Annotated in this window: 25 protein-coding genes; 20 read left to right on the forward strand and 5 right to left on the reverse strand. The window is 67.4% G+C overall.

What is annotated here, in order from left to right; translation table 11 throughout:
• The first annotated feature begins 10 nt into the window (after positions 1 to 10).
• Positions 11 to 1,327 (forward strand): tRNA pseudouridine(54/55) synthase Pus10, encoded by a 1,317-nt coding sequence (locus IL252_RS15125; protein ID WP_208628693.1) that lies wholly within the window; start codon positions 11 to 13, stop codon positions 1,325 to 1,327.
• Positions 1,328 to 1,342: 15 nt separating this feature from the next.
• On the opposite strand, the gene IL252_RS15130 is transcribed toward IL252_RS15125, so the two are convergent.
• The gene (locus IL252_RS15130; RefSeq protein ID WP_170093693.1) at positions 1,343 to 2,017 is read right to left on the reverse strand and encodes a helix-turn-helix domain-containing protein; all 675 of its coding nucleotides are present in this window, start codon (positions 2,015 to 2,017) and stop codon (positions 1,343 to 1,345) included.
• Positions 2,018 to 2,280: 263 nt separating this feature from the next.
• Between IL252_RS15130 and IL252_RS15135 the strand changes: the two genes are divergently transcribed.
• The 4 genes from IL252_RS15135 to IL252_RS15145 all read left to right on the forward strand — a co-directional run bounded on the left by IL252_RS15135 (position 2,281) and on the right by IL252_RS15145 (position 7,671).
• Positions 2,281 to 4,917 carry an RND family transporter gene (locus IL252_RS15135; protein WP_208628694.1) on the forward strand — a complete coding sequence of 879 codons (2,637 nt, stop codon included), beginning with the start codon at positions 2,281 to 2,283 and terminating at the stop codon, positions 4,915 to 4,917.
• 289 nt (positions 4,918 to 5,206) lie between these two features.
• A complete protein-coding gene (locus IL252_RS17770) occupies positions 5,207 to 5,338 on the forward strand; it encodes a hypothetical protein (RefSeq protein ID WP_279634293.1) in 132 nt (43 codons plus the stop codon).
• A 97-nt stretch (positions 5,339 to 5,435) separates the two neighbouring features.
• On the forward strand, positions 5,436 to 6,425 hold the full coding sequence (locus tag IL252_RS15140) for a ring-cleaving dioxygenase (protein WP_208628695.1): 990 nt from the start codon (positions 5,436 to 5,438) through the stop codon (positions 6,423 to 6,425).
• A gap of 151 nt (positions 6,426 to 6,576) precedes the next feature.
• A complete protein-coding gene (locus tag IL252_RS15145; RefSeq protein ID WP_208628696.1) occupies positions 6,577 to 7,671 on the forward strand; it encodes an NADH:flavin oxidoreductase/NADH oxidase in 1,095 nt (364 codons plus the stop codon).
• A 10-nt stretch (positions 7,672 to 7,681) separates the two neighbouring features.
• Here IL252_RS15145 and IL252_RS15150 read toward each other — a convergent pair whose 3' ends face one another.
• Complete coding sequence (locus IL252_RS15150) at positions 7,682 to 8,974, reverse strand: MFS transporter (RefSeq protein WP_208628697.1); 1,293 nt, start codon at positions 8,972 to 8,974, stop codon at positions 7,682 to 7,684.
• Positions 8,975 to 9,194: 220 nt separating this feature from the next.
• Here IL252_RS15150 and IL252_RS15155 point away from each other — a divergent pair, with 220 nt between their 5' ends.
• The 3 genes from IL252_RS15155 to IL252_RS15165 all read left to right on the forward strand — a co-directional run bounded on the left by IL252_RS15155 (position 9,195) and on the right by IL252_RS15165 (position 10,395).
• Entirely contained in the window at positions 9,195 to 9,350 is a 156-nt protein-coding gene (locus tag IL252_RS15155; protein WP_170093688.1) for a hypothetical protein, read from the forward strand.
• Between the two features lie 142 nt (positions 9,351 to 9,492).
• Entirely contained in the window at positions 9,493 to 9,858 is a 366-nt protein-coding gene (locus IL252_RS15160; protein ID WP_244257243.1) for a hypothetical protein, read from the forward strand.
• A gap of 111 nt (positions 9,859 to 9,969) precedes the next feature.
• Positions 9,970 to 10,395 (forward strand): hypothetical protein, encoded by a 426-nt coding sequence (locus IL252_RS15165; RefSeq protein WP_208628699.1) that lies wholly within the window; start codon positions 9,970 to 9,972, stop codon positions 10,393 to 10,395.
• A 125-nt stretch (positions 10,396 to 10,520) separates the two neighbouring features.
• Here IL252_RS15165 and IL252_RS15170 read toward each other — a convergent pair whose 3' ends face one another.
• On the reverse strand, positions 10,521 to 10,805 hold the full coding sequence (locus tag IL252_RS15170; RefSeq protein ID WP_153552566.1) for a zinc ribbon domain-containing protein: 285 nt from the start codon (positions 10,803 to 10,805) through the stop codon (positions 10,521 to 10,523).
• A gap of 142 nt (positions 10,806 to 10,947) precedes the next feature.
• On the opposite strand from IL252_RS15170, the gene IL252_RS15175 reads away from it, so the two are divergent.
• Genes IL252_RS15175 through IL252_RS15190 form a run of 4 tightly spaced genes read left to right on the forward strand, consistent with a single transcriptional unit; the run spans position 10,948 to position 14,337 of the window.
• Positions 10,948 to 12,027, forward strand: a complete 1,080-nt coding sequence (locus IL252_RS15175) for an Lrp/AsnC family transcriptional regulator (protein WP_208628700.1) — start codon at positions 10,948 to 10,950, stop codon at positions 12,025 to 12,027.
• A gap of 3 nt (positions 12,028 to 12,030) precedes the next feature.
• Positions 12,031 to 12,678, forward strand: a complete 648-nt coding sequence (locus IL252_RS15180) for a bifunctional precorrin-2 dehydrogenase/sirohydrochlorin ferrochelatase (RefSeq protein WP_208628701.1) — start codon at positions 12,031 to 12,033, stop codon at positions 12,676 to 12,678.
• Positions 12,675 to 14,018: a glutamyl-tRNA reductase gene (gene hemA, locus IL252_RS15185; RefSeq protein WP_208628702.1), complete on the forward strand. Its 1,344-nt coding sequence runs from the start codon at positions 12,675 to 12,677 to the stop codon at positions 14,016 to 14,018. The genes IL252_RS15180 and hemA overlap by 4 nt, the downstream gene beginning before the upstream one ends.
• 40 nt (positions 14,019 to 14,058) lie before the next feature.
• Positions 14,059 to 14,337: a 4a-hydroxytetrahydrobiopterin dehydratase gene (locus IL252_RS15190; RefSeq protein WP_208628703.1), complete on the forward strand. Its 279-nt coding sequence runs from the start codon at positions 14,059 to 14,061 to the stop codon at positions 14,335 to 14,337.
• Between the two features lie 81 nt (positions 14,338 to 14,418).
• Here IL252_RS15190 and IL252_RS15195 read toward each other — a convergent pair whose 3' ends face one another.
• Positions 14,419 to 15,264, reverse strand: coding sequence for a US12 family protein (locus IL252_RS15195; RefSeq protein ID WP_208628704.1), 846 nt, complete (start codon positions 15,262 to 15,264; stop codon positions 14,419 to 14,421).
• An 87-nt stretch (positions 15,265 to 15,351) separates the two neighbouring features.
• Between IL252_RS15195 and lwrS the strand changes: the two genes are divergently transcribed.
• Together lwrS and IL252_RS15205 are read left to right on the forward strand one after the other, a co-directional pair.
• The gene (gene lwrS / locus IL252_RS15200) at positions 15,352 to 15,756 is read left to right on the forward strand and encodes an LWR-salt protein (protein ID WP_208628705.1); all 405 of its coding nucleotides are present in this window, start codon (positions 15,352 to 15,354) and stop codon (positions 15,754 to 15,756) included.
• A gap of 88 nt (positions 15,757 to 15,844) precedes the next feature.
• Positions 15,845 to 16,480, forward strand: a complete 636-nt coding sequence (locus IL252_RS15205; RefSeq protein WP_208628706.1) for an HAD family hydrolase — start codon at positions 15,845 to 15,847, stop codon at positions 16,478 to 16,480.
• 48 nt (positions 16,481 to 16,528) lie between these two features.
• On the opposite strand, the gene IL252_RS15210 is transcribed toward IL252_RS15205, so the two are convergent.
• Positions 16,529 to 17,452 (reverse strand): molybdopterin-binding protein, encoded by a 924-nt coding sequence (locus IL252_RS15210; RefSeq protein WP_208628707.1) that lies wholly within the window; start codon positions 17,450 to 17,452, stop codon positions 16,529 to 16,531.
• 153 nt (positions 17,453 to 17,605) lie between these two features.
• Here IL252_RS15210 and IL252_RS15215 point away from each other — a divergent pair, with 153 nt between their 5' ends.
• The 6 genes from IL252_RS15215 (at position 17,606) to IL252_RS15240 (ending at position 21,936) form a co-directional block, all read left to right on the forward strand.
• Positions 17,606 to 17,962: an Hsp20/alpha crystallin family protein gene (locus tag IL252_RS15215; protein ID WP_153552557.1), complete on the forward strand. Its 357-nt coding sequence runs from the start codon at positions 17,606 to 17,608 to the stop codon at positions 17,960 to 17,962.
• An 18-nt stretch (positions 17,963 to 17,980) separates the two neighbouring features.
• A complete protein-coding gene (locus tag IL252_RS15220; RefSeq protein WP_170093677.1) occupies positions 17,981 to 19,681 on the forward strand; it encodes an AarF/ABC1/UbiB kinase family protein in 1,701 nt (566 codons plus the stop codon).
• 173 nt (positions 19,682 to 19,854) lie between these two features.
• On the forward strand, positions 19,855 to 20,388 hold the full coding sequence (locus IL252_RS15225) for a DoxX family protein (protein ID WP_153552555.1): 534 nt from the start codon (positions 19,855 to 19,857) through the stop codon (positions 20,386 to 20,388).
• A 14-nt stretch (positions 20,389 to 20,402) separates the two neighbouring features.
• Positions 20,403 to 20,666 carry a hypothetical protein gene (locus IL252_RS15230; RefSeq protein WP_208628708.1) on the forward strand — a complete coding sequence of 88 codons (264 nt, stop codon included), beginning with the start codon at positions 20,403 to 20,405 and terminating at the stop codon, positions 20,664 to 20,666.
• A gap of 93 nt (positions 20,667 to 20,759) precedes the next feature.
• Positions 20,760 to 21,134 carry a translation initiation factor IF-5A gene (locus tag IL252_RS15235; protein WP_015762562.1) on the forward strand — a complete coding sequence of 125 codons (375 nt, stop codon included), beginning with the start codon at positions 20,760 to 20,762 and terminating at the stop codon, positions 21,132 to 21,134.
• 1 nt (position 21,135) lies between these two features.
• On the forward strand, positions 21,136 to 21,936 hold the full coding sequence (locus tag IL252_RS15240) for an arginase family protein (protein ID WP_208628709.1): 801 nt from the start codon (positions 21,136 to 21,138) through the stop codon (positions 21,934 to 21,936).
• Positions 21,937 to 22,006 lie beyond the last annotated feature (70 nt).

Raw genomic sequence — 22,006 nt, forward strand, 5'->3', positions numbered from 1 at the left:
CTCACCGGCAATGACACTCCTCGACGACGTTCGGGCCGCCGTCGCGACCGGCCCGCTCTGTGACTCCTGTCTGGGCCGGCTGTTCGCCGAGCGCAGTTTCGGCCTGACGAACACGGAGCGCGGTCGGGCGTTGCGGACGACGATCGCCCTCGACGACGACGAGCCCTACGACCCGCCCGAAGAGTGCTGGGTCTGTGAGGGCGAGACCGCGCGGTTCGACGAACTGGCCGAGCGGGCCGCAGCCGCGGTCCAGGGCTACGAGTTCGCCACCTACCAGCTGGGCACTCGGGTGCCGCCGCTGTTCGAGGAGAACGACGCGTTGCTCCGCGAGGACGTGGGACTGGACGGCAGCGAGCCCGACGCCGACCACGACGACCGCGAGGCCTTCGCTGGCGAACAGCTCAAGACGGAGTTCAACCGCGAGGTCGGCCGCCGCGTCGGCGACCTGACCGGCGGAGCAGTGGACTTCGAGCGCCCGGACGTACAGCTGACCATCGACCTCGCGACCGACGAGATCGACGTGCAGGTCAACTCCGCGTTCGTCTACGGACGCTACCGGAAGCTCGAACGGGACATCCCCCAGACGAAGTGGCCCTGCAACGAGTGTGGCGCGACCGGCCTCAAGCGCGGCGCGGAGTGTTCGGGCTGTGACGGCACCGGCTATCGGTACCCCGAGAGCGTCGAGCAACTGTCCGCGCCGGTCGTCCTCGACGCGATGGACGGCGAGGAGGCGGTCTTTCACGGAGCCGGCCGCGAGGACGTGGACGCCCTGATGCTCGGGGGTGGTCGTCCCTTCGTCATCGAGATCAAAGAGCCCCGCCGCCGGGATGTCGACACCGACGACCTCGAAGTGGAGATCAACGACTTCGCCGACGGCAAGGTCGAGGTCGAGGGGCTCCGGCTGGCGACCCACGACATGGTCGCCCGCGTCAAGGAACACGAGGCTTCCAAGACCTACCGCATGGACGTAGAGTTCGAAGCGCCGATCGACGAGACGACGCTCGACGACGCTATGGCGACGCTCGACGGCGCGACGATCGAACAGCGCACGCCCCAGCGCGTCGACCACCGTCGTGCCGACATCACTCGGACCCGCGACGTGTACGACATTGCGGGCGCACTCGACGACGCCCGCCACGCCGACATCGAGGTCCACGGGGCCGGCGGGCTCTACGTGAAGGAGCTGATCTCCGGCGACGAGGGGCGCACCCAGCCCAACCTCGCCGACGAGGTCGGCACCGGTGCGGTCGTGACGGCACTGGACGTGCTCGACGTGGAAGGCGAAGACGAGCCCTTCGAACAGCCCGAGTTCTTCGTCGAGGACTGAGCCGCCCCGCCCGCGTTACTCTCTCGGCCCGAGGTCGTCGGTCGCCGCACGGACCAGTTTGGCTTCTGCTTTCTGGAGGTGGTCGCTCGCTGTCGCTGGCGCACAGTCGAGTTTCTCGGCGACGTCTGCGTGCGTGCCGCCACGGGGCTGCTCGTAGTAGCCGATGTCGAGTGCCGCCTGTACCGCCGCTCGTTGCCGCTCGCTGAGCGTCGCCGTCGGGTCGTCTCGCCCGCCTCGAAAGCGGCCGATCTCGTCGACCCGAACGTCGATCGCGTCCGGAGCGTCGGCCATCGCGTCTTGGATCGTCTCGGCCTGTCCGACGACGGTCCCGACCATCTCCCCGTCGCGATACACCATCGGCGTCCGGACGACGAGGCCACGTTCGGTGCTGGCCTCGTGAATCGCGTCGAACAGCGGCGTCTCGGTTGCCCGCATGACGACGAGAGCATATGACCGGTCGCCCGCACCGTCCGAGCAATCGACGGACTCGATCCCCGGAGTCGCCGTCGCCCCCTCGACGAACGCCGTCGGGTCGCCGTCGATCGCGATGAGGAGCGTCTCGTCGCCCTCGGGTGTCGTATTCACCTCGATCACGCGGGCCTCCTCGATGGCCTCGGAGTTGGCGAGCAGCGTGAAGAACGCTGGTGCCCGTTCGGGATCGACGTGGGCGGTGACTCGCAGATGCTTCATCTATCGGTTCCTTCCGGTCGCTCGGCATAAAATTACAGTATCGACGGCGACCTGTCCCCCTCTTGAATCCCACTGGTATCCCCCACAGAATCGTCTTCCCCCGTGGCGGACTCGCGGATACCAATGCGAGCGACGGAACACGAACCGACGGCACTGACCGGCAGATCATCGCGAGAAAGGCACACCAGACTACTGGCACCAGTCCAGGGGACGGGGGCATCGCTGTCCGACCGTCACCGAAGGACGACGGAGCGTGACCAGTGATGTCGTGGATCGATCGTCCCGCCGCGGTGGTCACCGAACACAGCATCGCGGTCGTCCTCGTCGTGCTCGTCGTGACGGGGGCATTCGGTGCCGGACTCGGGCAGATCGAACAGTCTTCGTCGGTCAGTAGCCTCTCTGGCGAGTCCGACGTGGCGGAGGCGTACGACGACGCCAGAACGAACTTCTCGACACGCGAGGCGAACACGACCACCTCGCTGATCGCCGTTCACAACGAGAGCGACAACGCGCTCTCCAGGGCATCGCTCGTCCGGACCCTCCGGTACCAGCGTGCGCTCGAACGCAACGAGACGCTCGCGCCGACCCTCACGGCGGACGAGGCGACAGTCAGTATCGCCAACCTCGTCGCACGTGCCGCCATTGGGGCCGAAGAACGCGAGGAGCTGTGTAACTGTACGATCACCGGCTGGTCGGATTCGCCTAGAACCGACGGCAACGTGACAGCTGGCGCGGGCGGCGAGGCGAGTTCGCCAACGCTAGACGAGCAGATCGCACAGCTAGCGTCGATGGATCAGCGCGAGGTCGCGGCGGTGGTCGAGCACGTCCTCGATCCCGAGGTGACCTCGCAGACGAGTAGGGCTGCCTACCAGCTGCTCCCTCGGGGGTACGAGCCGGGATCGACGACTGCTGACAGCCACCTGATCGTCGTGACCCAGGAGACCGACGGCGAGGTACGCGCGGCGGCGGCGATCTCCGAGGAAGTTTCTGCCGGGCAACAGGCCGCACGCGCGATCGCGACCGACCAGCCCGGTTCCGAGTCGTACTACATCTACAGCCGCGGGCTGGTGAGTCCCCAGCAGAACGCCGCGATGTCCGACAGTCTCGGTATTCTCGGGCCGATGGCACTCCTGTTCGTCCTCCTCTCGCTGTCGATCGCCTATCGCGACCCGATCGACGTGGTCCTGGGGCTGATCGGAGTCGGAGTCGTTCTCGTCTGGACGATGGGGTCGCTCGGGTGGCTCGGGATCGCGTTCAACCAGACGATGGTGGCGGTCCCGATCCTGCTGATCGGCCTATCGGTCGACTACGCGTTGCACGTCGTCATGCGGTACCGCGAGGAGCGTGGCGAGCGCGACGACGGTGTCCGGAGCGCGATGCGACGATCGCTCGTCGGCGTCGGCCCCGCGCTCGTGCTGGTGACGCTGACGACTGCCATCGGGTTCCTGGCGAACCTCACGAGCCCGCTGGGCGACATCCGGTCGTTCGGGATCGTTACCGCGATCGGTATCGTCGCGACCCTGGCCGTGTTCGGGCTCTTCGTCCCCGCGGCCAAGACCGTGACGTCGTCGCTGCTGGCCCGCTTTGGCTTCACCGACACCCCTGCTGTACTGGGGTCGACCGGGTTCGTCCGCCGGGTCCTCGGAACCGGGGCCGCCGCCGCCCGACGCGCGCCGTTCGTGGTCGTCGCCATCGCGTTGCTCGTCGGTGCCGGCGGGGCCTACGGTGCCACACAGGTCGACGTCGCGACGCCACAGACCGCGTTCATGGCCGACGACCCACCCGCGTGGACCGAGGAACTACCGGCGTCGATGCAGCCCAGCGAGTTCTACCTGAAGGACAATCGTGCGTTCGTCTACGCGAACTTCCAGGCACCGGACAAACAGGGCTTCGTCCTCGTCGAAGGCGCAGTCGATTCACCGACGGTCCTGGAAGGAGTCGCCGCCGCGAACGAGACGGCGGCCGAGTACGACGCGGTGTTCGCCGGGCCGGGCGGGACGCCCGAGATCGTGACGCCACTGTCGGCGATGCGCCAGGCAGCCAGGCAAAACGAGACGTTCAACGCGACGTTCCACGGGGCGGACACGGACGGTGACGGGATTCCCGACCGAGACGTGGCCACTGTCTACGACGCTTTCCACGACACGGCCCCCGACCTGGCGACGCGCACCGTCCACCGGACCGAGGATGGGCGCTACACTGCTATCAGGATCCGGATTGCCACCGAAGGGAACCGGGACCGCGACGCAGCAGTCGCACCGCTGTTGGCAGTCAGTACCGGGTTCGACGACGTCAACGGCGTGGACGCGATCGCGACCGGCCAGCCGGTCATCTCGAAGAACCTCAACGACGGCCTGGCGACAACGATGGTCGAAAGCCTAACGCTGACACTCGTCGTCGTCCTGGCGTTGCTGGCGATCGTCTTCCGGCTCCGGGAGGGGAGCGCCTCGCTGGGGGTACTGACGCTCGCACCGGTCGTGCTGAGCGTCACCTGGCTGCTCGGGACGATGGCGGCACTCGACATTCCGATCGGCCTCATCACCGCGATGGTCGGTAGTCTCTCTGTCGGGTTGGGTGTCGACTACGCGATCCACGTCAGCGAACGTTTCGCCGAGGAACGGGCCGCCGACCACACGACCGAACGGGCCCTGCAGCGCACGGTCACTGGGACCGGGAGTGCACTGCTCAGCAGTGCAGTGACGACTGCCGCCGGGTTCGGCGTCCTGTCGTTCTCGCTGCTGCCCGCGCTCCAACAGTTCGGATTCATCCTCGCGACTGGGATCGTCTACTCGTTCCTGGCCTGCATCTACGTCCAGCCGAGCCTGCTGGCGCTGTGGGACGAGTACGTCCCAACGTGGAGCGAGACGACCGAGCCGTCCGTGTCACCCGGTGACGACTGATACGGACGGTTGTAGCGATGTACCGTTGAGCGTCTCCCCCGTCCCAACGCGCACCGGTACGCAACGACAACCGTCCGTATGAGACTGTTGGCTGTAACGTCGTGAAGATATTCGCCACTTCGGGGCGGCGAAATCGGTCACAGACGGACGGCGACAGTATGCGCGGACACTCACTGTCGCGGCTCTGGGTGCTGGCTCAGCGGCCCATTACACTTTCACCCTCATTTGTAAATTCTGAAATAAAGTGGTGATAGAAGGAAATAAATATCGGGAAATATATCATATCTGTATGGAACACGCAGAACACGGTAGCGAGACGGCCGGGACGGATCTCACAGAGAGCGACACCAGCCGAGGACCGCTGGGACGAGCCTGGCACGCCTACATGGGCATCGTTCGCTTCTTCTGTCCGGACGCGTGAGGTCGCTCTGACCGCGGCCGCAATCTCACGCCGACGTACCGGCCGGTAACACTGGTGTCAGCACGCACTCAAGTAGTTCCGACGCGTACTCGGAGACATGGCAGACGTATCGCCGACACCCGGCATCCACCACGTGACCTGCATCGCGGGCGATCCGCAGCGAAACCTCGATTTCTGGGTCGAGACGCTCGGGCTCCGCCTCGTCAAGCGATCGGTCAACCAGGACGACCCCGAGACGTACCACTTCTTCTTCGCCGACGCCGAGGGGACGCCCGGCACGAGTATGACCTTCTTCCCCTGGGAGAACCTCCGCCAGGGGAAGGTCGGCTCCGGGCAGGTCTCCCGGACGGCGTTTCGGGTCCCCGAGGGAAGCCTCGACTACTGGGAGGATCGCTTCGAGGAGTACGGCGTCGACTACGACGACCGCGTCGAGCGTTTCGGCGAGACGGTCCTCCCCTTCCGGGACCCGGACGGGCTCCCGGTCGAACTCGTCGCCGTCGAGATCCCCGACGACGACCCGACGGTCCCCTGGACCGAGTTCGTCCCCGAGTCGGCGGCGATCCGGGGCTTTCACTCGGTGACGCTGTGGGTCGCCGATCCCCAGCCGACGATGGAACTACTGGAGACGATGGGACTGGAACGAAGCGACACCGAAGCGGCCCAGGGCGACGCGCCGGGCGACGAGCGGACCCGGTTCGAGGCGGCGGGGGCCGTCGGCCGGTACGTCGACGTGTTGCCGACGATCGAGGGCGGTCGGCAGGGCCACGGAACGGTCCACCACGTCGCCTTCCAGACGCCCACCGACGCGGACCAGGAGGCGATGCGCCAGGCCGTCCAGTCGGCCGGACTGCGCCCGACGGCCCAGATCGACCGCCACTGGTTCCGCTCGGTGTACTTCCGGGAACACGCGGGGATCCTGTTCGAGCTGGCGACCAGCGGACCGGGGTACACCGACGACGAACCGCTGGACGATCTGGGCGGCCGGCTCGTCCTGCCCGGTGAGTTCGAGGACCGCCGCGAGGCGATCGAGGCCGCGTTGACCGACGTGACGGTCCCCCGTGGCGAGTCCGCCGCGGCGGAAGACTGATACGACCGGCTGTAACTCTGTGAACGATTTCGCCACCTTGGGGATGGCGAAGCTCGTCACGAAGTGACAGCCGGCAGTATGAGACTGTCGGCTGTCGTTTACGCTGTCGTATATCGCAAACTGTTTTCTCCCGCCCGACCAAGCGCGGACGATGACAGCAGACCTCTTGACGCCCCTGGAGCTACGGGAGACGGAACTTCCGAATCGGCTGATGGTTTCGCCGATGTGTCAGTACTCCGTCGAAGACCGGGACGGGATCGCGACGCCGTGGCACCTCGTCCACCTCGGGTCGCGGGCCGTCGGCGGCGCAGGGCTCGTGATGGCCGAAGCCACGGCCGTCGAGCCCCGCGGTCGGATCACGCCCGAGGACCTCGGTCTCTGGAGCGACGAACACGCCGCGGCGCTCCAAGAGACGACGGCGTTCGTCCGCTCGCAGGGCGCGGTGCCGGGCATCCAGCTGGCCCACGCCGGGCGCAAAGCCTCGAAGAGCCGTCCCTGGGAGGGCAGCGAGCCCCTCTCGCCCGACGAGGGGGGCTGGGAGGTCGTCGGCCCGACCGATCGACCGTGGCCCCACGACGACCCGCCAGCGACCAGGCGGCTGTCCGTCGACGAGATCGAGGGGATCGTCGACTCGTTCCGCGCGGCCGCCGAGCGGGCCCGTGACGCGGGGTTCCTCGTCGCGGAGGTCCACGCGGCCCACGGCTACCTCCTCCACGAGTTCCTCTCGCCGGTCACCAACGACCGAACCGACGAGTACGGCGGGAGCTTCGAGGACCGCGCTCGCATCGTCCGCGAGGTGACGCGAGCGGTCAGGTCGGTCTGGCCCGACGACCGCCCAGTGTTCGTCCGGCTCTCCGGGACGGACTGGCTCCCCGACCGCGAGTCGTGGACCGTAGAGCAGTCGGCGCGGCTGGCCGACGCGCTGGCCGAGGACGGCGCGGACCTGATCGACGTCTCCAGTGGCGGCATCGTCCCCGAGTCGGCTCCCGACTGGGTGGGGCCGAACTTCCAGCTCTCGCTGGCCGAACACGTCCGCGAGAACAGTTCCGGCGTCGCCGTCGGGACCGTCGGCGGGATCACGACGGCCCAGCAGGCCGACGCGATCGTCCGCAACGACCGAGCCGATCTGGCCATCGTCGGCCGAGAGTTCCTCCGGAACCCCTACTTCGGTCTCCACGCCGCTCGCGAACTCGGTGCTGGCGACCGCAACGAACCGCCGGCACAGTACCAGCGGGCGTTCCAGTAGCGAGGCCGCTCTAGTCGCCGGGGGTCGCCACCGGGGTCTGGGCTCGCCGCGCCCGGACGCTCATCCCGACGAAGACGACCGTCGCGAAGCCGAGGAATCCCGCGGCGGCGAGAAACGCGGCTTCGGGCGAGACGAGTTCTTTGATCGCGCCGATCAGGACCGGGCCGGTCACCTGCCCGACCTTCCAGGAGATCGAGCGCAGGGAGAAACTGGAGGCGACGGCGTCGTAGGCCTCGGCCTCCTCGACGAACAGCGCCATGCTCGCCGGCAGGCGAAGGCTGTCGGCGAGCCCCAGGACCGAGAACGCGCCAAAGAGGGCGAAGAAGGCCCCGCCAAGCGCCTGGGTCCCGCCGAAGGCCGTGAACTCGATCGGCGTCACGGTCCCCTCGAAGTAGGCCGCCAGCGGAATCAGCGCGGTCCCGACGCCGTACAGCCCGGCACCGACGGCGACGAAGTAGTGGTGGCGACCGAGTCGGTCGGTCAGGTCACCGACGTACCCCTGTGTGATCGCCTTCGTCAGCTTCCCGCCGGCCATGATCCACCCGATGGCGAACGCGGAGATGCCGAAGCTCGTCCGGGCGTAGATCGGGAGGAAGATGATGACGGCCATCTTCCCGACGCTGAAGGTAAAGCGAAAGACGACGAGCGCGCGCAGCATCCGCCGGCCCAGCAGCTTACGGAAGGTCTCGACGCCGCCGGCATCGTCGGGATCTTTCCGACCGCCGGGGTTGTCCCGGAGGTACAGCAACACGAGCGCGAAGGCCACGAGCGTGACCCCGGCGAGGACGGCGTAGGTGAGCGTAAAGCCGTAGGCAAAGAGGAGGTACCCGCCCACGAGGTCGCCCGCCAGCGACGAGATCGAGCCGAACTGGTTGTACGCGCCGAGCCACTGGCCCCGCTCGCCGTCGGGGCTGATCTCGCCGACGATCGTCGAGCCGGTGATCCACAGGAGCGACGCGCCCAGTCCCTGGACCATCCGGATCAGGACGATGTGGATCGCGTTCTCGACGAAGACGAACCCCGCGAACACGACGAGGTTGAGGAGAAAGCCAACGAGCAGGTACCGCTTCGAGTCGCCCAGGTCGATGCGTCGACCCAGCGGCAGGACGACGAGCAACTGGACGAGCGCGAAACCGGTCCCGAACAGCCCCTCGACGGTCCCGGTCGTACCGAACAGGTCGGCGTACAGTGCGAGGGCGATGATGATCGTCGAGTACGCCTGGCTCCTCGCGAACGCGGTCCCGGCGAGCGCGGCGAACTCCCGGTCGCGCAACAGCCCGATCGAACCGCCGACGTCGACCACTACGGAATCACCGTATTTCGACTGAGGACGGTTCTCGGCGAAAAGTCACTCGGTACCGGAACTTCGGTTTCGGGACCGAGGCAGCTAATTGTACGAGCGGTGCTGGAAACGAATGTGGAGCTATCGCACGACGGCAGTGCGGTCGGCGTCCCTGCCGTGTCGGCGACCGTCGGTCGGACAGAGGTCAACTACTATGACGGTGGCCGGCGAACCGTCGAGTATGGACCTGACCCAGTACTACGACGAGGCCGAACCGGTGGCGATGCTGGCGATCGGATTCGTCCTGTTTGTCATCCCCGAACCGGCGACCTCGACGCTCGGCGTCGGTCTGATGTTGCTGGGCGGAGCGTGGTGGTTCTACGAGTGGCAGCGGTGACTCGTTGACACGGAGCGTCGTCGCTTCCGGTGAGCGTCTCTTCGTGGCGGCGTTCTCCGAGCCATCGAGACAGCACCCTGACGATATTCCGGATGGACCCCCTGATTTGAAGGGGTGTGGACTGCCATCAATTATCATGGGCATGGACGACGAGGCAGCTCTCGTGTCGGACCTCGAATCGATCGTCGGCGACGCGCTGCGAGTCGTCGCCAGGTACGACGAGGACGGCTACGAACTGCTGTACGTCCGGGAAGACCTCACAGAGCACACGCAGGCCGTTTCCGACGCAATCTACGAGAACCTCATCCTCGAAGGCATCGCCAAGGAGTATCTGGAGGATCTCTTCGGGGCTGGAGAGCTCTACTGTACGATCCACGAGTTCGAGGAGCTTCGCGCCCACCACTTCGTGACTGGCCAGTTCGAGGGCTTCTTCGTCGGGGCCGACACCGGGGGGAGGATCGAGAGCAGGGCGATCAAGGAGGCGGTCCACGATTACGTCGACGGCTGACCGTGGCGTCGACCTCCTGTCGGTTCGACGGCGAGTCGCCGGCCCAGCCACGCGGTGGGAACGCGGCGTCGTTCCGGGACGTGTATACGACACCCGGTCGACACCGCCGGTATGAGCGACGATCACACGCTCGTTCGTCCCGGTCTGCCGTCGACGGTCTGTCGAATCTGTGAGGGCCCGCTCGGTCGCGACGACCAGTGGGTCCTCCAGAGCTACGGCGACAGACGGACGGCCAGCCTCGACCCGCCGGTCGTCGGCGTCTGCCCGAGCTGTCGTCCCGCCGTCGCCGAACTGCTCGACGGCTGGGCGTCGGTTCCCGAGCCGCCGGTCGACGCCGACTCCATCGCCGCCGGCTACGCGCGCGTCGCCGAGGACTGTAGCTTCTGTCGCGATCCCCTCTCGGAGCCGCCCGTCGGCGTCGAGTGGTACCGCGCCGGCACCGATCACGCGACGCCGCCGGTCGACCGACACCACTACGCGCTCTGTGGCCACTGTACCGGCGTCTTCGAGACGTTCCTGCACACTCTCGGAGAGTAGCAGCGTCGCCGCGGGCTACTGGCGGCCGTCGCGGTGAACTGTCCGACCTCGGCTGTCGCTTCCGGTACCGACAGCGGTGGACGAGGGGACTTGCCGCCCGGTGGCGACGGTTCTCACCGACAGCGTCACTCCAGGCTCGCCTGACAGGTGTGACAGTACGTGTAGTCCTCCCCGTTGGCCGCGCCACAGTGGGGGCAGGTCGTCGTCGCCTCGTCGCTGGCCTCGAAGTAGGCGTTCAGCTGCCCGCGGTCCCGGAGCGGACTGGCCTGTCCCTCGCGGTACTCCTCGATCAGCTCGTCCATCGCGATGTAGTCCAGAAACCGGAACATGAGGACGAACGAGAGCGGCACGGCGACGAGGACGAACAGGAAGGTCAGCAGCCTGATCGCCAGTTCGGCCGTCGAGATCATCGTCCCATTTACGTCGGCGAGACTGAAAGTTCGTTCGCCGCCGGTGCTCTCCGGCCCCGTCGCTGGCGGCGGTGAGACGCGTTCAGTCTCGCCAATTGCTCCTCCCGCGGGGCTTATACCGACCGAGTTCCGAGCTACGGACATGAGTGAGGAGCTGGGGTCCGTCGACCGCGCGATCGCCAACGCCTTCCAGGGAGGATTCCCGGTCGTCAAGCGCCCCTTCGACCCCGCCGCGGCGGCGCTGCGCGATCGGGGCATCGACGTGACCGAGGCCGAACTGGTCGAACGGATCGACCGCATGGACGAGGCGGGGACGCTGACTCGCTTCGGTGCGCTGATCGACGCCGAGGCGATCGGCGGGATGGCGACGCTGGTGGCGATGCACGCCCCCGAGGACCGCTTCGACGAGGTGGCCGAGCAGGTCAACGACTTCCGCGAGGTCGCGCACAACTACCGCCGGGAGCACCCCCATCTGAACATGTGGTTCGTCCTCTCGGTCGCCGACGAGGATCGGATCCCGGAGGTGCTCGCCGAGATCGAGGACGCGACCCGCCAGGAGACCTACAACCTCCCGAAACAACAGGAGTTCCGCGTCGAAGCGAAGTTCCCCGTCGAGGGGCCCCTCGAAGGCGACAGCGTCGACCTGTCCGATCTGGGGCCGGACGTGACGCCGACCGATCGCGACGGGCTGACTCCAGACGAACTCGATCTGGTGTTAGCGATTCAGGGCGGGCTCCCGGTGACCGAGACGCCCTATGCCGACGTGGCCGACGCGATCGACAAAGAGACCGAATGGGTCGTCGAGACGATCAAGCGCTTCGAGCGCGAGGGGAAGGTCCGCCGGGTCGGTGTCGTGCCGAACCACTACGCGCTCGGGTATTCGGAGAACGGGATGACCGTCTGGAACGTCCCCGACGACGTGATCGAGGAAGTCGGTCCCGCCGTCGCCAGCTTCGACTTCGTCACTCACTGCTACGAGCGCCCGCGCCACGACGGCGTCTGGGAGTACAACGTCTTCGCGATGACCCACGGCCGCAGCGAGGCCGAGAGCGACCGGCGCGTCGAGCAAGTGCGGGACCGGATGGCGGAGTACTGGGACGTGTCCGGCGAGGACTGGGACACGCTGTTCTCGACGGAGATCCTCAAGAAGACCGGCATCCGGATGGACGAGCGCGCCGAGGCGAACGTGATCGAACCCTCCGAGGAGCCGACGAGGGACTGAGCGATGCTCCCGCTCATGCACGACTTCACCGACGAGACGGTCCTGGTCTTCGGCGGCGGCCCGGTCGGTGCGCGCAAGGCCCGGCGGTTCGACCGCGAGGCGGACGTGATCGTCGTCAGTCCCGACTTCGCCGACAGCGAGTTCGGCGACGCCGAGCGTGTCAGAGCGGCCCCCGACGCCGCGGCCGCCGCTGACTGGATCGAGCGGACCGGGCCGGCCCTCGTCGTGGCAGCGACCGACGACGAAGCGCTCAACGAGGCCATCGCCGACGGCGCACGCGATCAGGGCGCACTCGTCAACCGTACGGACGTGGACGGCGACCGTAAAGTGGGCAGCGTCGTCGTCCCCGCGACGGTCCGAGACGGGCCGGTCACCGTCGCCGTCGCGACCGGTGGGACCAGCCCCGCGCTGTCGAAACACCTGCGCGAGCGCTTCGAAACGGAGTTCGCTGGCGTCGGCGAGCTGGCCGCGGTGACCGGCGACCTTCGCACCGAGCTGAAAGCGCGTGGCGTCCCGCCGACCGAGCGCCGCGACGCGATCAGAGCCGCCGTCAGATCTCGCCGCGTTTGGAAGGCTTTAGATAGCCCGGGGAGTAACACTAGGCAAGTAGTTACTGACGTGATCGACGAGTACACTGGTGATCTATCGTGAAAGCAGGCACGGGCGTCATCTCTGGCGTGAGCGTCGCCCACGAGCACGCCACCGTCGAGGACCGAGAGACCGCGGCGACGGAGAGCCAACGCCACGCGGTCGAGTCGCTCCTGACGGATCCGGCGGTCGAAGAAGCGTTCGCACTCCAGACGTGCAACCGCATCGAGGGGTACGTCGTCACCGAAGCGGGAACCGACGACGCCCTCTCGTTGTTCACCGAGTCGGTCGACGACGACGCGGTGGTCCGGATGGGCCACGAGGAGAGCCTGCGCCACCTCCTCCGCGTCGCGGCCGGCCTCGAATCGATCGTCCTCGGCGAGGACCAGATTCTCGGCCAGGTCCGACGAGCCTACCAGGACGCCCGCGCCGTCGGCGGCATCGGATCGGTGCTCGAAGACGGTATCACGAAGGCGATCCACGTCGGCGAGCGGGCCCGGACCGAGACGGCGATCAACGAAGGCTCGGTCTCGATCGCCTCTGCGGCCGTCGGGCTCGCGACCGACGAGTGTACGCTCAACGGCGAGACCGGACTGGTCGTCGGTGCCGGCGAGATGGGGACGCGCGCGGCCAAGTCCCTCGCGCCGACGGTCGACCGGCTCGTGGTCGCCAACCGCACCGTCCCCAACGCCGAGTACGTCGCCGAGACGGTCGACGTGGCGGCGACGGCGGTGTCGCTGGACGCCGTCGAGTCGCTGCTCTCGGAGGCCCGCGTCGTCGTCAGTGCGACGGGGAGCCCGGAGCCACAGCTCGACACCGAGACGCTGGCGACCGCGGGCGAGACGTTCGTCGTCGACATCGCCCAGCCGCGCGACGTGCCCACGGACGCCGACACGCTCTCGAACGTCACCGTCTGTGACATGGACACGCTGGAGTCGCTGACCGAGGAGACGCGCGACCAGCGTCGCACGGCCGCGACCGCCGTCGAGACGATGGTCGACGAGGAGTTCGACCGCCTGCTCAACCAGTACAAGCGAAAGCGGGCCGATCAGGTCATCTCGGCGATGTACGAGAGCGCCGACCACGTGAAGGCCAGCGAGCTCCAGACCGCCTTCTCGAAGCTCGATCTCGACGACGACCAGCAAGCCGTCGTCGAGTCGATGGCCGACGCGATCGTCTCCCAGCTGCTCGCGGCACCGACCCAGAGCCTGCGCGAGGCCGCCCAGGAGGACGACTGGTCGACGATCAACACCGCGCTCCAGCTGTTCGACCCCGACTTCGGGCCGGACACCACCGCCGGTGGCCCGCCGGCCTTCTCCGAGGGGATGTCCGTCGAGGACATCCCGGAAGGGATGCGCGAGGAGATCCCCGCGTCGATGCTGGACCAGCTGAGCGACGACTAAGGGGCCAACTGTTTTGCCGATTCCGCCCGTCGGACTTGACATGGCTGACCTGCTCAGCGACGACGAGATCGCGACACAGCTACCCGACGACTGGGATCGCGAGGGCGACGAGATCGTCCGGACCTACGAGTTCGACGCCTACCTCGACGGCGTCGGCTTCGCGGCGGCTGCCGGTGGTCTCGCACAGGAGGCGTTTCACCACCCGGAGATGACGATCGGCTGGCGCGAGGTCGAGGTGCGCTTGACGACCCACGACGCGGGCGGCATCACGGCAAACGACATCGAGCTGGCCGAGCGATTCGAAGAGATCCACGAGTGAGACTCCGTCGGGGGTGTCACGCCCGCTGAACGCGTCGGCCGTCGACTGGCGTCAGACGGATCGTCGTCGCCGTTTGCCCGGTCAGTCGATGCGGTCGTCGTCCGGCTCGACGACGAGAAACAGCGTCGGCTCCGAGCGCGTCGGCTCGCAGTCTCCCCGGCGTTCGACGGCGAAGCGGCGATCCCCGGTCTGGTTCGTTGCGAAGTCGAACGACACCGTGAGTTCGTGGACGCGCGTCGACTGGCCCCCGAGGCGGTTCGGCGTGTCGTAGCTCGCCGGCTCGTAGTCGACGTTCACGCGACTGCGTTCCCCCTGCTCGACGCCGGCGAGACAGCCACGGATCGAGGGGAGATCGACCGGCCGAGTGAACCACGAGGGGTTCGTGGCGGTGAGCGTGCCGACGCGAGCCGTCCCGCGAACTCGGTCGGTGTCGCTCCCGACGCCTGACAGCGCCACCGTCGTGGTGTCGTTCGTCTCGACGGTGTAGGTCACGTCGCCGCCGAGTGCGTCGGCCGTCACCAGCGAGGCACTGACGACCAGCAGCGCGATCACCACGCCGATCGTCGTCCGACGGCCGAGAGCGATACCGGCCTCCCTGACGCCGTAGCCCAGGCCGACGAACAGCACGGCCGAGCCGGCCAAGAGGAAGAACACGACCGTCTCGCCCGGCTCGTACCGGGAGACGACGTAGCCCAGAAAGACCACGTACGAGAGCCCCGAGATCGTGAACGCGACGGTTCCGAGCAGATCCCGTTCCCGGGACAGTCCGGCCAGCAGGAAGCCGACGAACGCGACGAGCAACAGCGCCGCAGTCACCGTGATCGAGAGTCCGAACACCACATCACGGGCGAAGTACACCAGCGCGCCGAGTGCGAACGCGACGCCCAGTCCGTACAGGAGTTTGCCGCTGTCGAGCGTGAGGTTCATGGAGGACGCTTCGGGGTTCAGCCCGAACTGTGTTATACTTTGCCGGCCGTGCGAACCGTTTTGCCGACGGTGGCCGTCTACGTGAGTATGTCACAGCAGCCAGCCGGAGGCGACGACGGCTCGGCCCGCTACGTCTTCAGAGCCACCATCCGCCTGGAACCGGACCGCCCGGATCTGACGGCCGAGCCGTCGACCGTCGAGACGGTACTGTACAGGGAGGCGGCCCAGCCCGGCGACGACGGGTGGCTGTTCTTCCGGGACAACTGCTGGCGCGGGGAGCTAAACGATCCCGCGTTCTTCCGGACGGAGACCGAGGACGCGCTCGGCGTCCCGGTCGACGACGTGCGCTTTCAGGAGCTCCAGACCGACGAGGCCTATCTCGTGGCACTGAAAGCGGCGATCGCGGACGACCTGGCGCTTTTCAACGCCGAGTCCGTCACGGAAGTGCTCCGGAAGTACCTGGGGAGTTCGATCAGGGTCGAGTCGGAGTAGCCGACGGCTACGGTGTCGTAGCCGGTCTCTGAACGGTTCGACGGCCCAGAAGCTATTTACTCGTTGCGACCGTACGAACGTAGTCGCGATGGCCCGCACCGACTACGACTTCTGGCTGTTCGATCTCGACGGGACTATCGTCGACATCGAGCCGTCGTACCCACCGACGGTCGTGTCGGCGGTCGGCGACCGACTTGGCGTCTCCTTCACCGAGCGGGAGGCGGAGATCCTCTGGTACGGCCTCGGCGGCGTCCGGGAACGCGTCCTGCGCAGGCGCGGTGTCGACCCCGAACGGTTCTGGGAGACGTTCCACGAGGTCGAGCAGCCCGGCGACCGTGCGGGTGCGACGTACCTCTACGACGACGCCGAGTCGTTCATCTGCGAGATCGACGCGCCGGTCGGCGTGGTCACGCACTGCCAGTCGCACCTCACGGATCCCGTGCTGGATCGACTCGACATCCGTGACTGGTTCGACACGGTCGTGTGCTGTTCTGACGAGACCGGCTGGAAGCCCGATCCCACGCCCGTCGAGATGGCGATGACGGACCTCGGCGTCGCCCACGACGGCCACGAGGGGGTCCTGGCCGGGGACGACCCCGACGACATCGGTGCCGCCTGGAACGCCGGGCTCGACGCGATCCACGTCGAGCGCTACGATCCCGCAGAGCGCGGCCAGTGTGTCCTCGGTGATCGCCGCGTCACCGGATTCGGCGAGATGAGGTGAGCTCGTGCGGATTCTCGTCGATCCAGTAACGATCGACGAGAATCCGTCTCAGGCGTGTTCCCAGTCGATCACGCCGACCGAGGCTTCGGCGGCCAGTCCGTCGTCGCTCTCTTCGACAGTGACCCAGCCGTCGGCCCGGCTCACGTCCCGAATCGTGGGCTCGCCGTCGCCAAGCGGCGTCGCCACGTGATCGGCCAGTTCGACCGGAACCAGAGTCCTGACGCCGGGCGCGCTCTCGACTGGCTCCGACAGCGCGGCGTGGTGGTGTGCGTGAGCGGGCAGCGGTGCGCCCGAGAGTTCGGCGACGAGCGGACGGAGCAACTGGACGGCGGCGACGAGACAGTCGACCGGTGACTCCGGTACGAGCAGGACCGGCCGCTCCTCGACGGTGGCGACGGCGACCGTCTGGCCCGGATCGCTGGCGACGCCGTCGACGTGGATCGATCCGAGGTCCGCAACGACTTCGTGGACGAGATCGTCCGCCGTCACGCCGGTCACGACCAGCGCGTCGCGGGTCAGATCCCGCTGGATCGCCGCCCGGAGCGCGTGGCGGTCCTCGCCGACGGTGTCGCGGTAGGTCACCTTCCCGCCCCAGCGGTCGACGTGCTGGGAGAGCGTGAACGCCGTCGTCTCGACGCGCTCGCCCGCGCCAGCCTCGCGCTGGACGAGCTCGTCGCCGGTCGGGACGACGCCGACAGTCGGGCGCTGGACGGCAAGTACGTCGTCGATGCCGGCCACTTTCAGGAGTCCGAGGTCCGTCGAGCGCAGGCGGTGGCCCGGAGCAAAGAGCCGGTCGTCGACCGCGATCCCGTCGGCGGGACTGCTCTCGCGGGCCACCAGTTCCTCGGCGAGCACGCGCCCCTCCGCGACCGACAGCGGGACGGTGTCGGTGCGTTCGACGGGCTCGACGAGCGTCGTGAGCGTGTCGCGGGCGTCGGCGATCGCCGTCAGGTCGTCTGTGGCGTCGGTCATGTCTCTCTGTTCGACGCTGTGAACAAAAGTCCGGCCGTGTCCGTCCCGTCAGCGACGACCAGTACCGCACAGACCGGCCGGCGAGGAGCCGTCCCGACACCGTTTCTGGCCGCGACCGCGGCCTTTTTCGCCCACCATTCCCAACCCCCGTGTATGTCAGCGCTCCGTGACGCCCTGGGGGATCTCCCCGCCTCGGTGTTCGCCGACGTGCTCGAATCGGACGACGCCTACCTGCTGGTCGTCGACCTTCCAGGCGTCACTGCCGACACGCTCGACGTCAGCGTCGACGGAGGGACCATCGTGATCGAGGCCCAGCGCGCGAAAGACGTGGGCTCGGAGTTCCGCTACGTCGAGGAGGACCGCTCGCTCTTTCTGGACGCAGAGCTCCCGCTTCCGCCGGACGCGACGGGGACGGGTGCCGAGGGGACGATCGACCGCGGCGTCTTCGAACTCAGGCTGCCGAAGGCCGGTGTCGGGACCGAGACGACGATCCCCGTCGAGGACGCCTGATCACGGGGTGGCACACCGGTGAATCTCCGCGCCTACTGGCGGTTCGTCGTCGTCGTTCGTCACTTCCTCCCGCTGGGGCTGTCCTACGCACGGGACCGGAACCGGTTTCTCCTCTTCGGGCGCTCCAGAGACGTCACTCCCGAACAGCGCCGTCGCCGCGCAGGCCGGCTGCTGGACTCGCTGCTGACGCTGGGGCCGACGTTCATCAAACTGGGACAGCTGTTGTCGACGCGGCCGGACATCCTCCCACCCGAATACATCGACGAGTTCGCCCAGCTGCAAGATCGGGTGCCGCCAGCGCCGTGGGACGAGGCCCGGACCGTCCTCGAAGACGAGCTCGGTCCCGTCGACGAGGCCTTCGACGACTTCGAGGACGAGGCCATCAGCGGGGCCAGTCTCGGACAGGTGTACCGCGCCGAGGTCGACGGCGACGCCGTCGCGGTGAAGATTCGACGCCCCGGCATCGAGGACCTCGTCGAGGCCGACCTGCGGGCGATCCGCTGGTCGCTCCCGATCCTGATGTACTTCGTCGGCGAGACGCGCTCGTTCTCCCTGGAGACGCTGGCCGACGAGTTCTCGAAGACGATCCGCGAGGAGATGGACTACGGCCGGGAAGCGGAGATGCTCACCGAGATCCGCGGCAACTTCGCCGACAACGACCGCATCCGCATCCCCGGCGTCGTCGAGACCCACTCGACGAACCGGGTGTTGACCATGGAGTACCTCCCCGGAACGAAGATCAACGACGTGGAGGAACTCGACGAGCTGTCGGTCGACCGGACCGAACTCGCCGAGACGCTCCAGCGCAGCTACCTCCAGATGATCATCGACGACGGCGTCTTCCACGCCGACCCGCATCCGGGGAACCTCGCCGTGCAGTCCGACGGGACGCTCGTGTTCTACGACTTCGGGATGTCCGGGCGGGTCGACCCCTTCGTGCAGGACCGGATCGTCGACTTCTACGCGGCCGTCGCGAGCCAGGACATCGACGCCATCCTCGACGCGCTGATCGAGATGGGGACGCTGAGCCCCGAGGCCGACCGGCAGGTGATGGGCGAGGTGATGGAGCTGGCCATCGCCGACGCCCGCGGCGAGGACCTCGAACAGTACCGGGTCCAGCAGATCATCCAGCAGGTCGAAGACACGATCTACGAGTTCCCGCTCCGACTCCCGGCGAATCTCGCACTCGTGTTGCGCGTCGCCACGGTCGTCGAGGGGGTGTGCGTGACGCTGGACCCGGACTTCGACTTCATCACGGTCGCGACGGAGTACCTCCGGGAGGAGGGCCACATCGCTGCCGGCGCGAAGCAGTACGCCCGGGACCGGGCCGACGAGGTCCGGGACGCTGCCGAGTCGATGGTCCGGGTGCCGCCGAAACTGGAGTCCGCGCTCGACCGGATCGAACGCGAGGACCTGCACGTCCGGGCCGACATCGAGGACTCGGACGGCGTCCTCGAACGGATGACCCGCCGGCTGATTCTCGGCATGATCCTCGCCAGTGGGACCCTCTCGACGGCGCTGCTGTACGCCGCCTCGACGGTCGAAGCGACGGCGATCGCGGGCGTCGGGACGCTTGCGGTCGCTGGGGTCACGTACCTGTCGTTCCGCCGGTCGAAGGGACTGCGTGCGACTCCCCAGTTCACCCGACAGAGCATGCGCCAGCGCGAGGCGGCCGACGACGCCGGCTACGCGTCGAGCTACGGACCGGACGACGAGTGATTGTCGTTCGTACTACTCGACGGACCTGTCGGTCGCTCAGAGGGGTCGTCTTCCCATCAGTTCGAGCCCAGAAATCCGATACCGAACCCACGACAGGCCCCTTCTCTGATTCGTCCGTTCCGGCCCGAGCGTTTAATACCTAGCGTTTTGAGACGTTCACCGGAGTGATAGCTGTGCCAGAACAGATAGACACACGACTGTTGGGACGAGAGGTAACGTTCGGCGTATCGGGACCGTGGCTGGCCTACTGGCTCGTGATCATGCGGCTCGTGGTCGGCTGGTGGCTCCTCCACGCGGGGCTGGACAAGTTCGCCAGCTGGCCCTTCGACGCGAGCTGGTTCATCGGCGGTGCTGCGGCCGGGACGAGCATCGGACCGTTCGTCACGCTGTTCAGTGACGGGATCCTGCTGTCGTTCACGAACGTGATGATCCCGCTGGGCCAGACGCTGATCGGCCTGGGGCTGATCCTGGGTGCGCTCACCCGGCTGGCCGCTTTCTTCGGGGCGTTTCTGATGCTGTTTTTCTACTTCATCAACGGCGAGACGGGCGGCTGGTCCCACGGACTGGTCACCGGTGACCTCCTGGGACTCCTGTTGTTCGCCATGATCGCGACCCTGGGTGCCGGGCGCGTGCTCGGCGTCGACGCGTACCTGGCGCGGACCGCGTTCGTTCGAGACCACCCGAAGCTTCGGTACCTGATCGGCTAAGGAGGTGAGTACAGATGGAACAACTCAACGCAGCTGACAAGATCGCAGCGTACCTGGGCGGTGGCCTCGTCGTCTTCGGCGTCGTCGTCATCGGCCTGCTGGAAATGCTCTTCGGAAGCGGACACCCTGTCGACGGAGAGGGCCAGATCGTCCACGAGGCGCTCGTCCCGCTGGAAGTGCGGTCGTACATCATCCTCCTCGGACTGATCGTCTGGGGAGTTTACGCGGTGTATCGTGTCGTCGCGACGACACCGGAGCCGGTACCAGCCGAGCCGTGAGATCACGGTGCGTCCGTTCTGATCCCCGTCGTCCGTAATTTTTCCCGCCGCCATTCCAAACCGTTTATACTCGCACATGGATAATCCGGGCGTATGCCACGACAACAGACCGAAGTTCGCGAACTCGACGAGGGCAGCTACGTGATGATGGAAGAGACGCCCTGCAAGATCACCGCCTACAGCACGGCCAAGCCGGGCAAGCACGGCAGTGCCAAGGCCCGTATCGACGGGAAAGGCGTCTTCGACGGCAAGAAGCGCTCGCTCTCTCAGCCCGTCGACGCGAAGATCTGGGTGCCGATCATCCAGCGAAAGCAGGGACAGGTCGTCTCCGTCACGGGCGACGACGCCCAGGTGATGGACCTGGAGACCTACGACACGTTCACGATGCGCATCCCCGAGGACGAGGATCTCAACCCCGACGACGAGATCGAGTACCTGGAGTACGAGGAACAGCGCAAGATCGTCTAAGATGTTCCCTGGCGCGGCCACAGACCCCGACGCGGCCGACTACGTCGTCGTCGGTGCGCCACTCGACGCCTCGACGACGTTCGAGCCCGGGACGCGCTTCGGGCCGCGCCGCGTCCGCCACTACGCCGAGTCGTTCGAGGACTACGATCGGCGGACCGACCAGCGGTTCACCGACCTCGCGGTCGCCGACCACGGCGACATCGGTCCGACCGACGACGTGGCCGACTATCTGGCCTTTCTCCGCGGGACCGTCCGGGACTACGCCGACGACGGGGCGATACCGCTCCTGATCGGCGGGGAACACACCGCCTCCGTCGCCGGGGTTCGGGCGCTCGACCCGGACGTGTTTTGCTGTCTCGACGCCCACCTCGACCTCCGCGAGGAGTACGCCGGCAATCCGCTGAGCCACGCGACCGTCACCCGCCACGCGCTGGACGTCGCCGACCGGGCGATCGTGCTGGGTGCCCGCAGCGGCTGTCGAAGCGAGTGGGAGCGTGCGAGCGAGGCCGACGTGACCGTCGTCGAGCCCGACGCGGTCGCGGACTGGGAGCCCGACTTCGAGGACGAGCGGGTGTACTGCTCGCTCGACATCGACGCCGCCGATCCGGGCTTTGCGCCCGGCACCGGGACCAAAGAGCCGTTCGGGCTGACCCCGCGTGTGCTACGCGACGTGGTTCGGGCGGTCGCGCCCCACGCCGTCGGCTTCGACGTGGTGGAGGTCAACGACCGCGACGACGGGCAAGCCGCGGTGCTCGCCGGGAAGCTGCTGCGTTCGTTCGTGTTCGCGCACGCGGACAGCTGATCGGTCTCCGTGGCAGCGCTCAGATAGGCAGGGCGTGGCGACACCGAAAGGCGGCACTGCGAGGGGGTTC

It is taken from the genome of Halomicrobium sp. IBSBa (assembly GCF_017612575.1).
Classification (GTDB): domain Archaea; phylum Halobacteriota; class Halobacteria; order Halobacteriales; family Haloarculaceae; genus Halomicrobium.

Excerpts from the sequence above, each read along its gene's own strand:
- IL252_RS15205 (WP_208628706.1), top strand. The coding sequence starts at position 15,845 with ATGGCCCGCACCGACTACGACTTCTGGCTGTTCGATCTCGACGGGACT.
- IL252_RS15210 (WP_208628707.1), bottom strand. The coding sequence starts at position 17,452 with ATGACCGACGCCACAGACGACCTGACGGCGATCGCCGACGCCCGCGAC.
- IL252_RS15135 (WP_208628694.1), top strand. The coding sequence starts at position 2,281 with ATGTCGTGGATCGATCGTCCCGCCGCGGTGGTCACCGAACACAGCATC.
- IL252_RS17770 (WP_279634293.1), top strand. The coding sequence starts at position 5,207 with ATGGAACACGCAGAACACGGTAGCGAGACGGCCGGGACGGATCTCACA.
- IL252_RS15170 (WP_153552566.1), bottom strand. The coding sequence starts at position 10,805 with ATGATCTCGACGGCCGAACTGGCGATCAGGCTGCTGACCTTCCTGTTC.
- IL252_RS15180 (WP_208628701.1), top strand. The coding sequence starts at position 12,031 with ATGCTCCCGCTCATGCACGACTTCACCGACGAGACGGTCCTGGTCTTC.
- IL252_RS15130 (WP_170093693.1), bottom strand. The coding sequence starts at position 2,017 with ATGAAGCATCTGCGAGTCACCGCCCACGTCGATCCCGAACGGGCACCA.
- IL252_RS15175 (WP_208628700.1), top strand. The coding sequence starts at position 10,948 with ATGAGTGAGGAGCTGGGGTCCGTCGACCGCGCGATCGCCAACGCCTTC.
- lwrS (WP_208628705.1), top strand. The coding sequence starts at position 15,352 with ATGTCACAGCAGCCAGCCGGAGGCGACGACGGCTCGGCCCGCTACGTC.
- IL252_RS15190 (WP_208628703.1), top strand. The coding sequence starts at position 14,059 with ATGGCTGACCTGCTCAGCGACGACGAGATCGCGACACAGCTACCCGAC.
- IL252_RS15145 (WP_208628696.1), top strand. The coding sequence starts at position 6,577 with ATGACAGCAGACCTCTTGACGCCCCTGGAGCTACGGGAGACGGAACTT.
- IL252_RS15125 (WP_208628693.1), top strand. The coding sequence starts at position 11 with ATGACACTCCTCGACGACGTTCGGGCCGCCGTCGCGACCGGCCCGCTC.
- IL252_RS15165 (WP_208628699.1), top strand. The coding sequence starts at position 9,970 with ATGAGCGACGATCACACGCTCGTTCGTCCCGGTCTGCCGTCGACGGTC.
- IL252_RS15240 (WP_208628709.1), top strand. The coding sequence starts at position 21,136 with ATGTTCCCTGGCGCGGCCACAGACCCCGACGCGGCCGACTACGTCGTC.
- IL252_RS15235 (WP_015762562.1), top strand. The coding sequence starts at position 20,760 with ATGCCACGACAACAGACCGAAGTTCGCGAACTCGACGAGGGCAGCTAC.
- IL252_RS15230 (WP_208628708.1), top strand. The coding sequence starts at position 20,403 with ATGGAACAACTCAACGCAGCTGACAAGATCGCAGCGTACCTGGGCGGT.
- IL252_RS15140 (WP_208628695.1), top strand. The coding sequence starts at position 5,436 with ATGGCAGACGTATCGCCGACACCCGGCATCCACCACGTGACCTGCATC.
- IL252_RS15155 (WP_170093688.1), top strand. The coding sequence starts at position 9,195 with ATGGACCTGACCCAGTACTACGACGAGGCCGAACCGGTGGCGATGCTG.
- IL252_RS15195 (WP_208628704.1), bottom strand. The coding sequence starts at position 15,264 with ATGAACCTCACGCTCGACAGCGGCAAACTCCTGTACGGACTGGGCGTC.
- IL252_RS15160 (WP_244257243.1), top strand. The coding sequence starts at position 9,493 with ATGGACGACGAGGCAGCTCTCGTGTCGGACCTCGAATCGATCGTCGGC.
- IL252_RS15215 (WP_153552557.1), top strand. The coding sequence starts at position 17,606 with ATGTCAGCGCTCCGTGACGCCCTGGGGGATCTCCCCGCCTCGGTGTTC.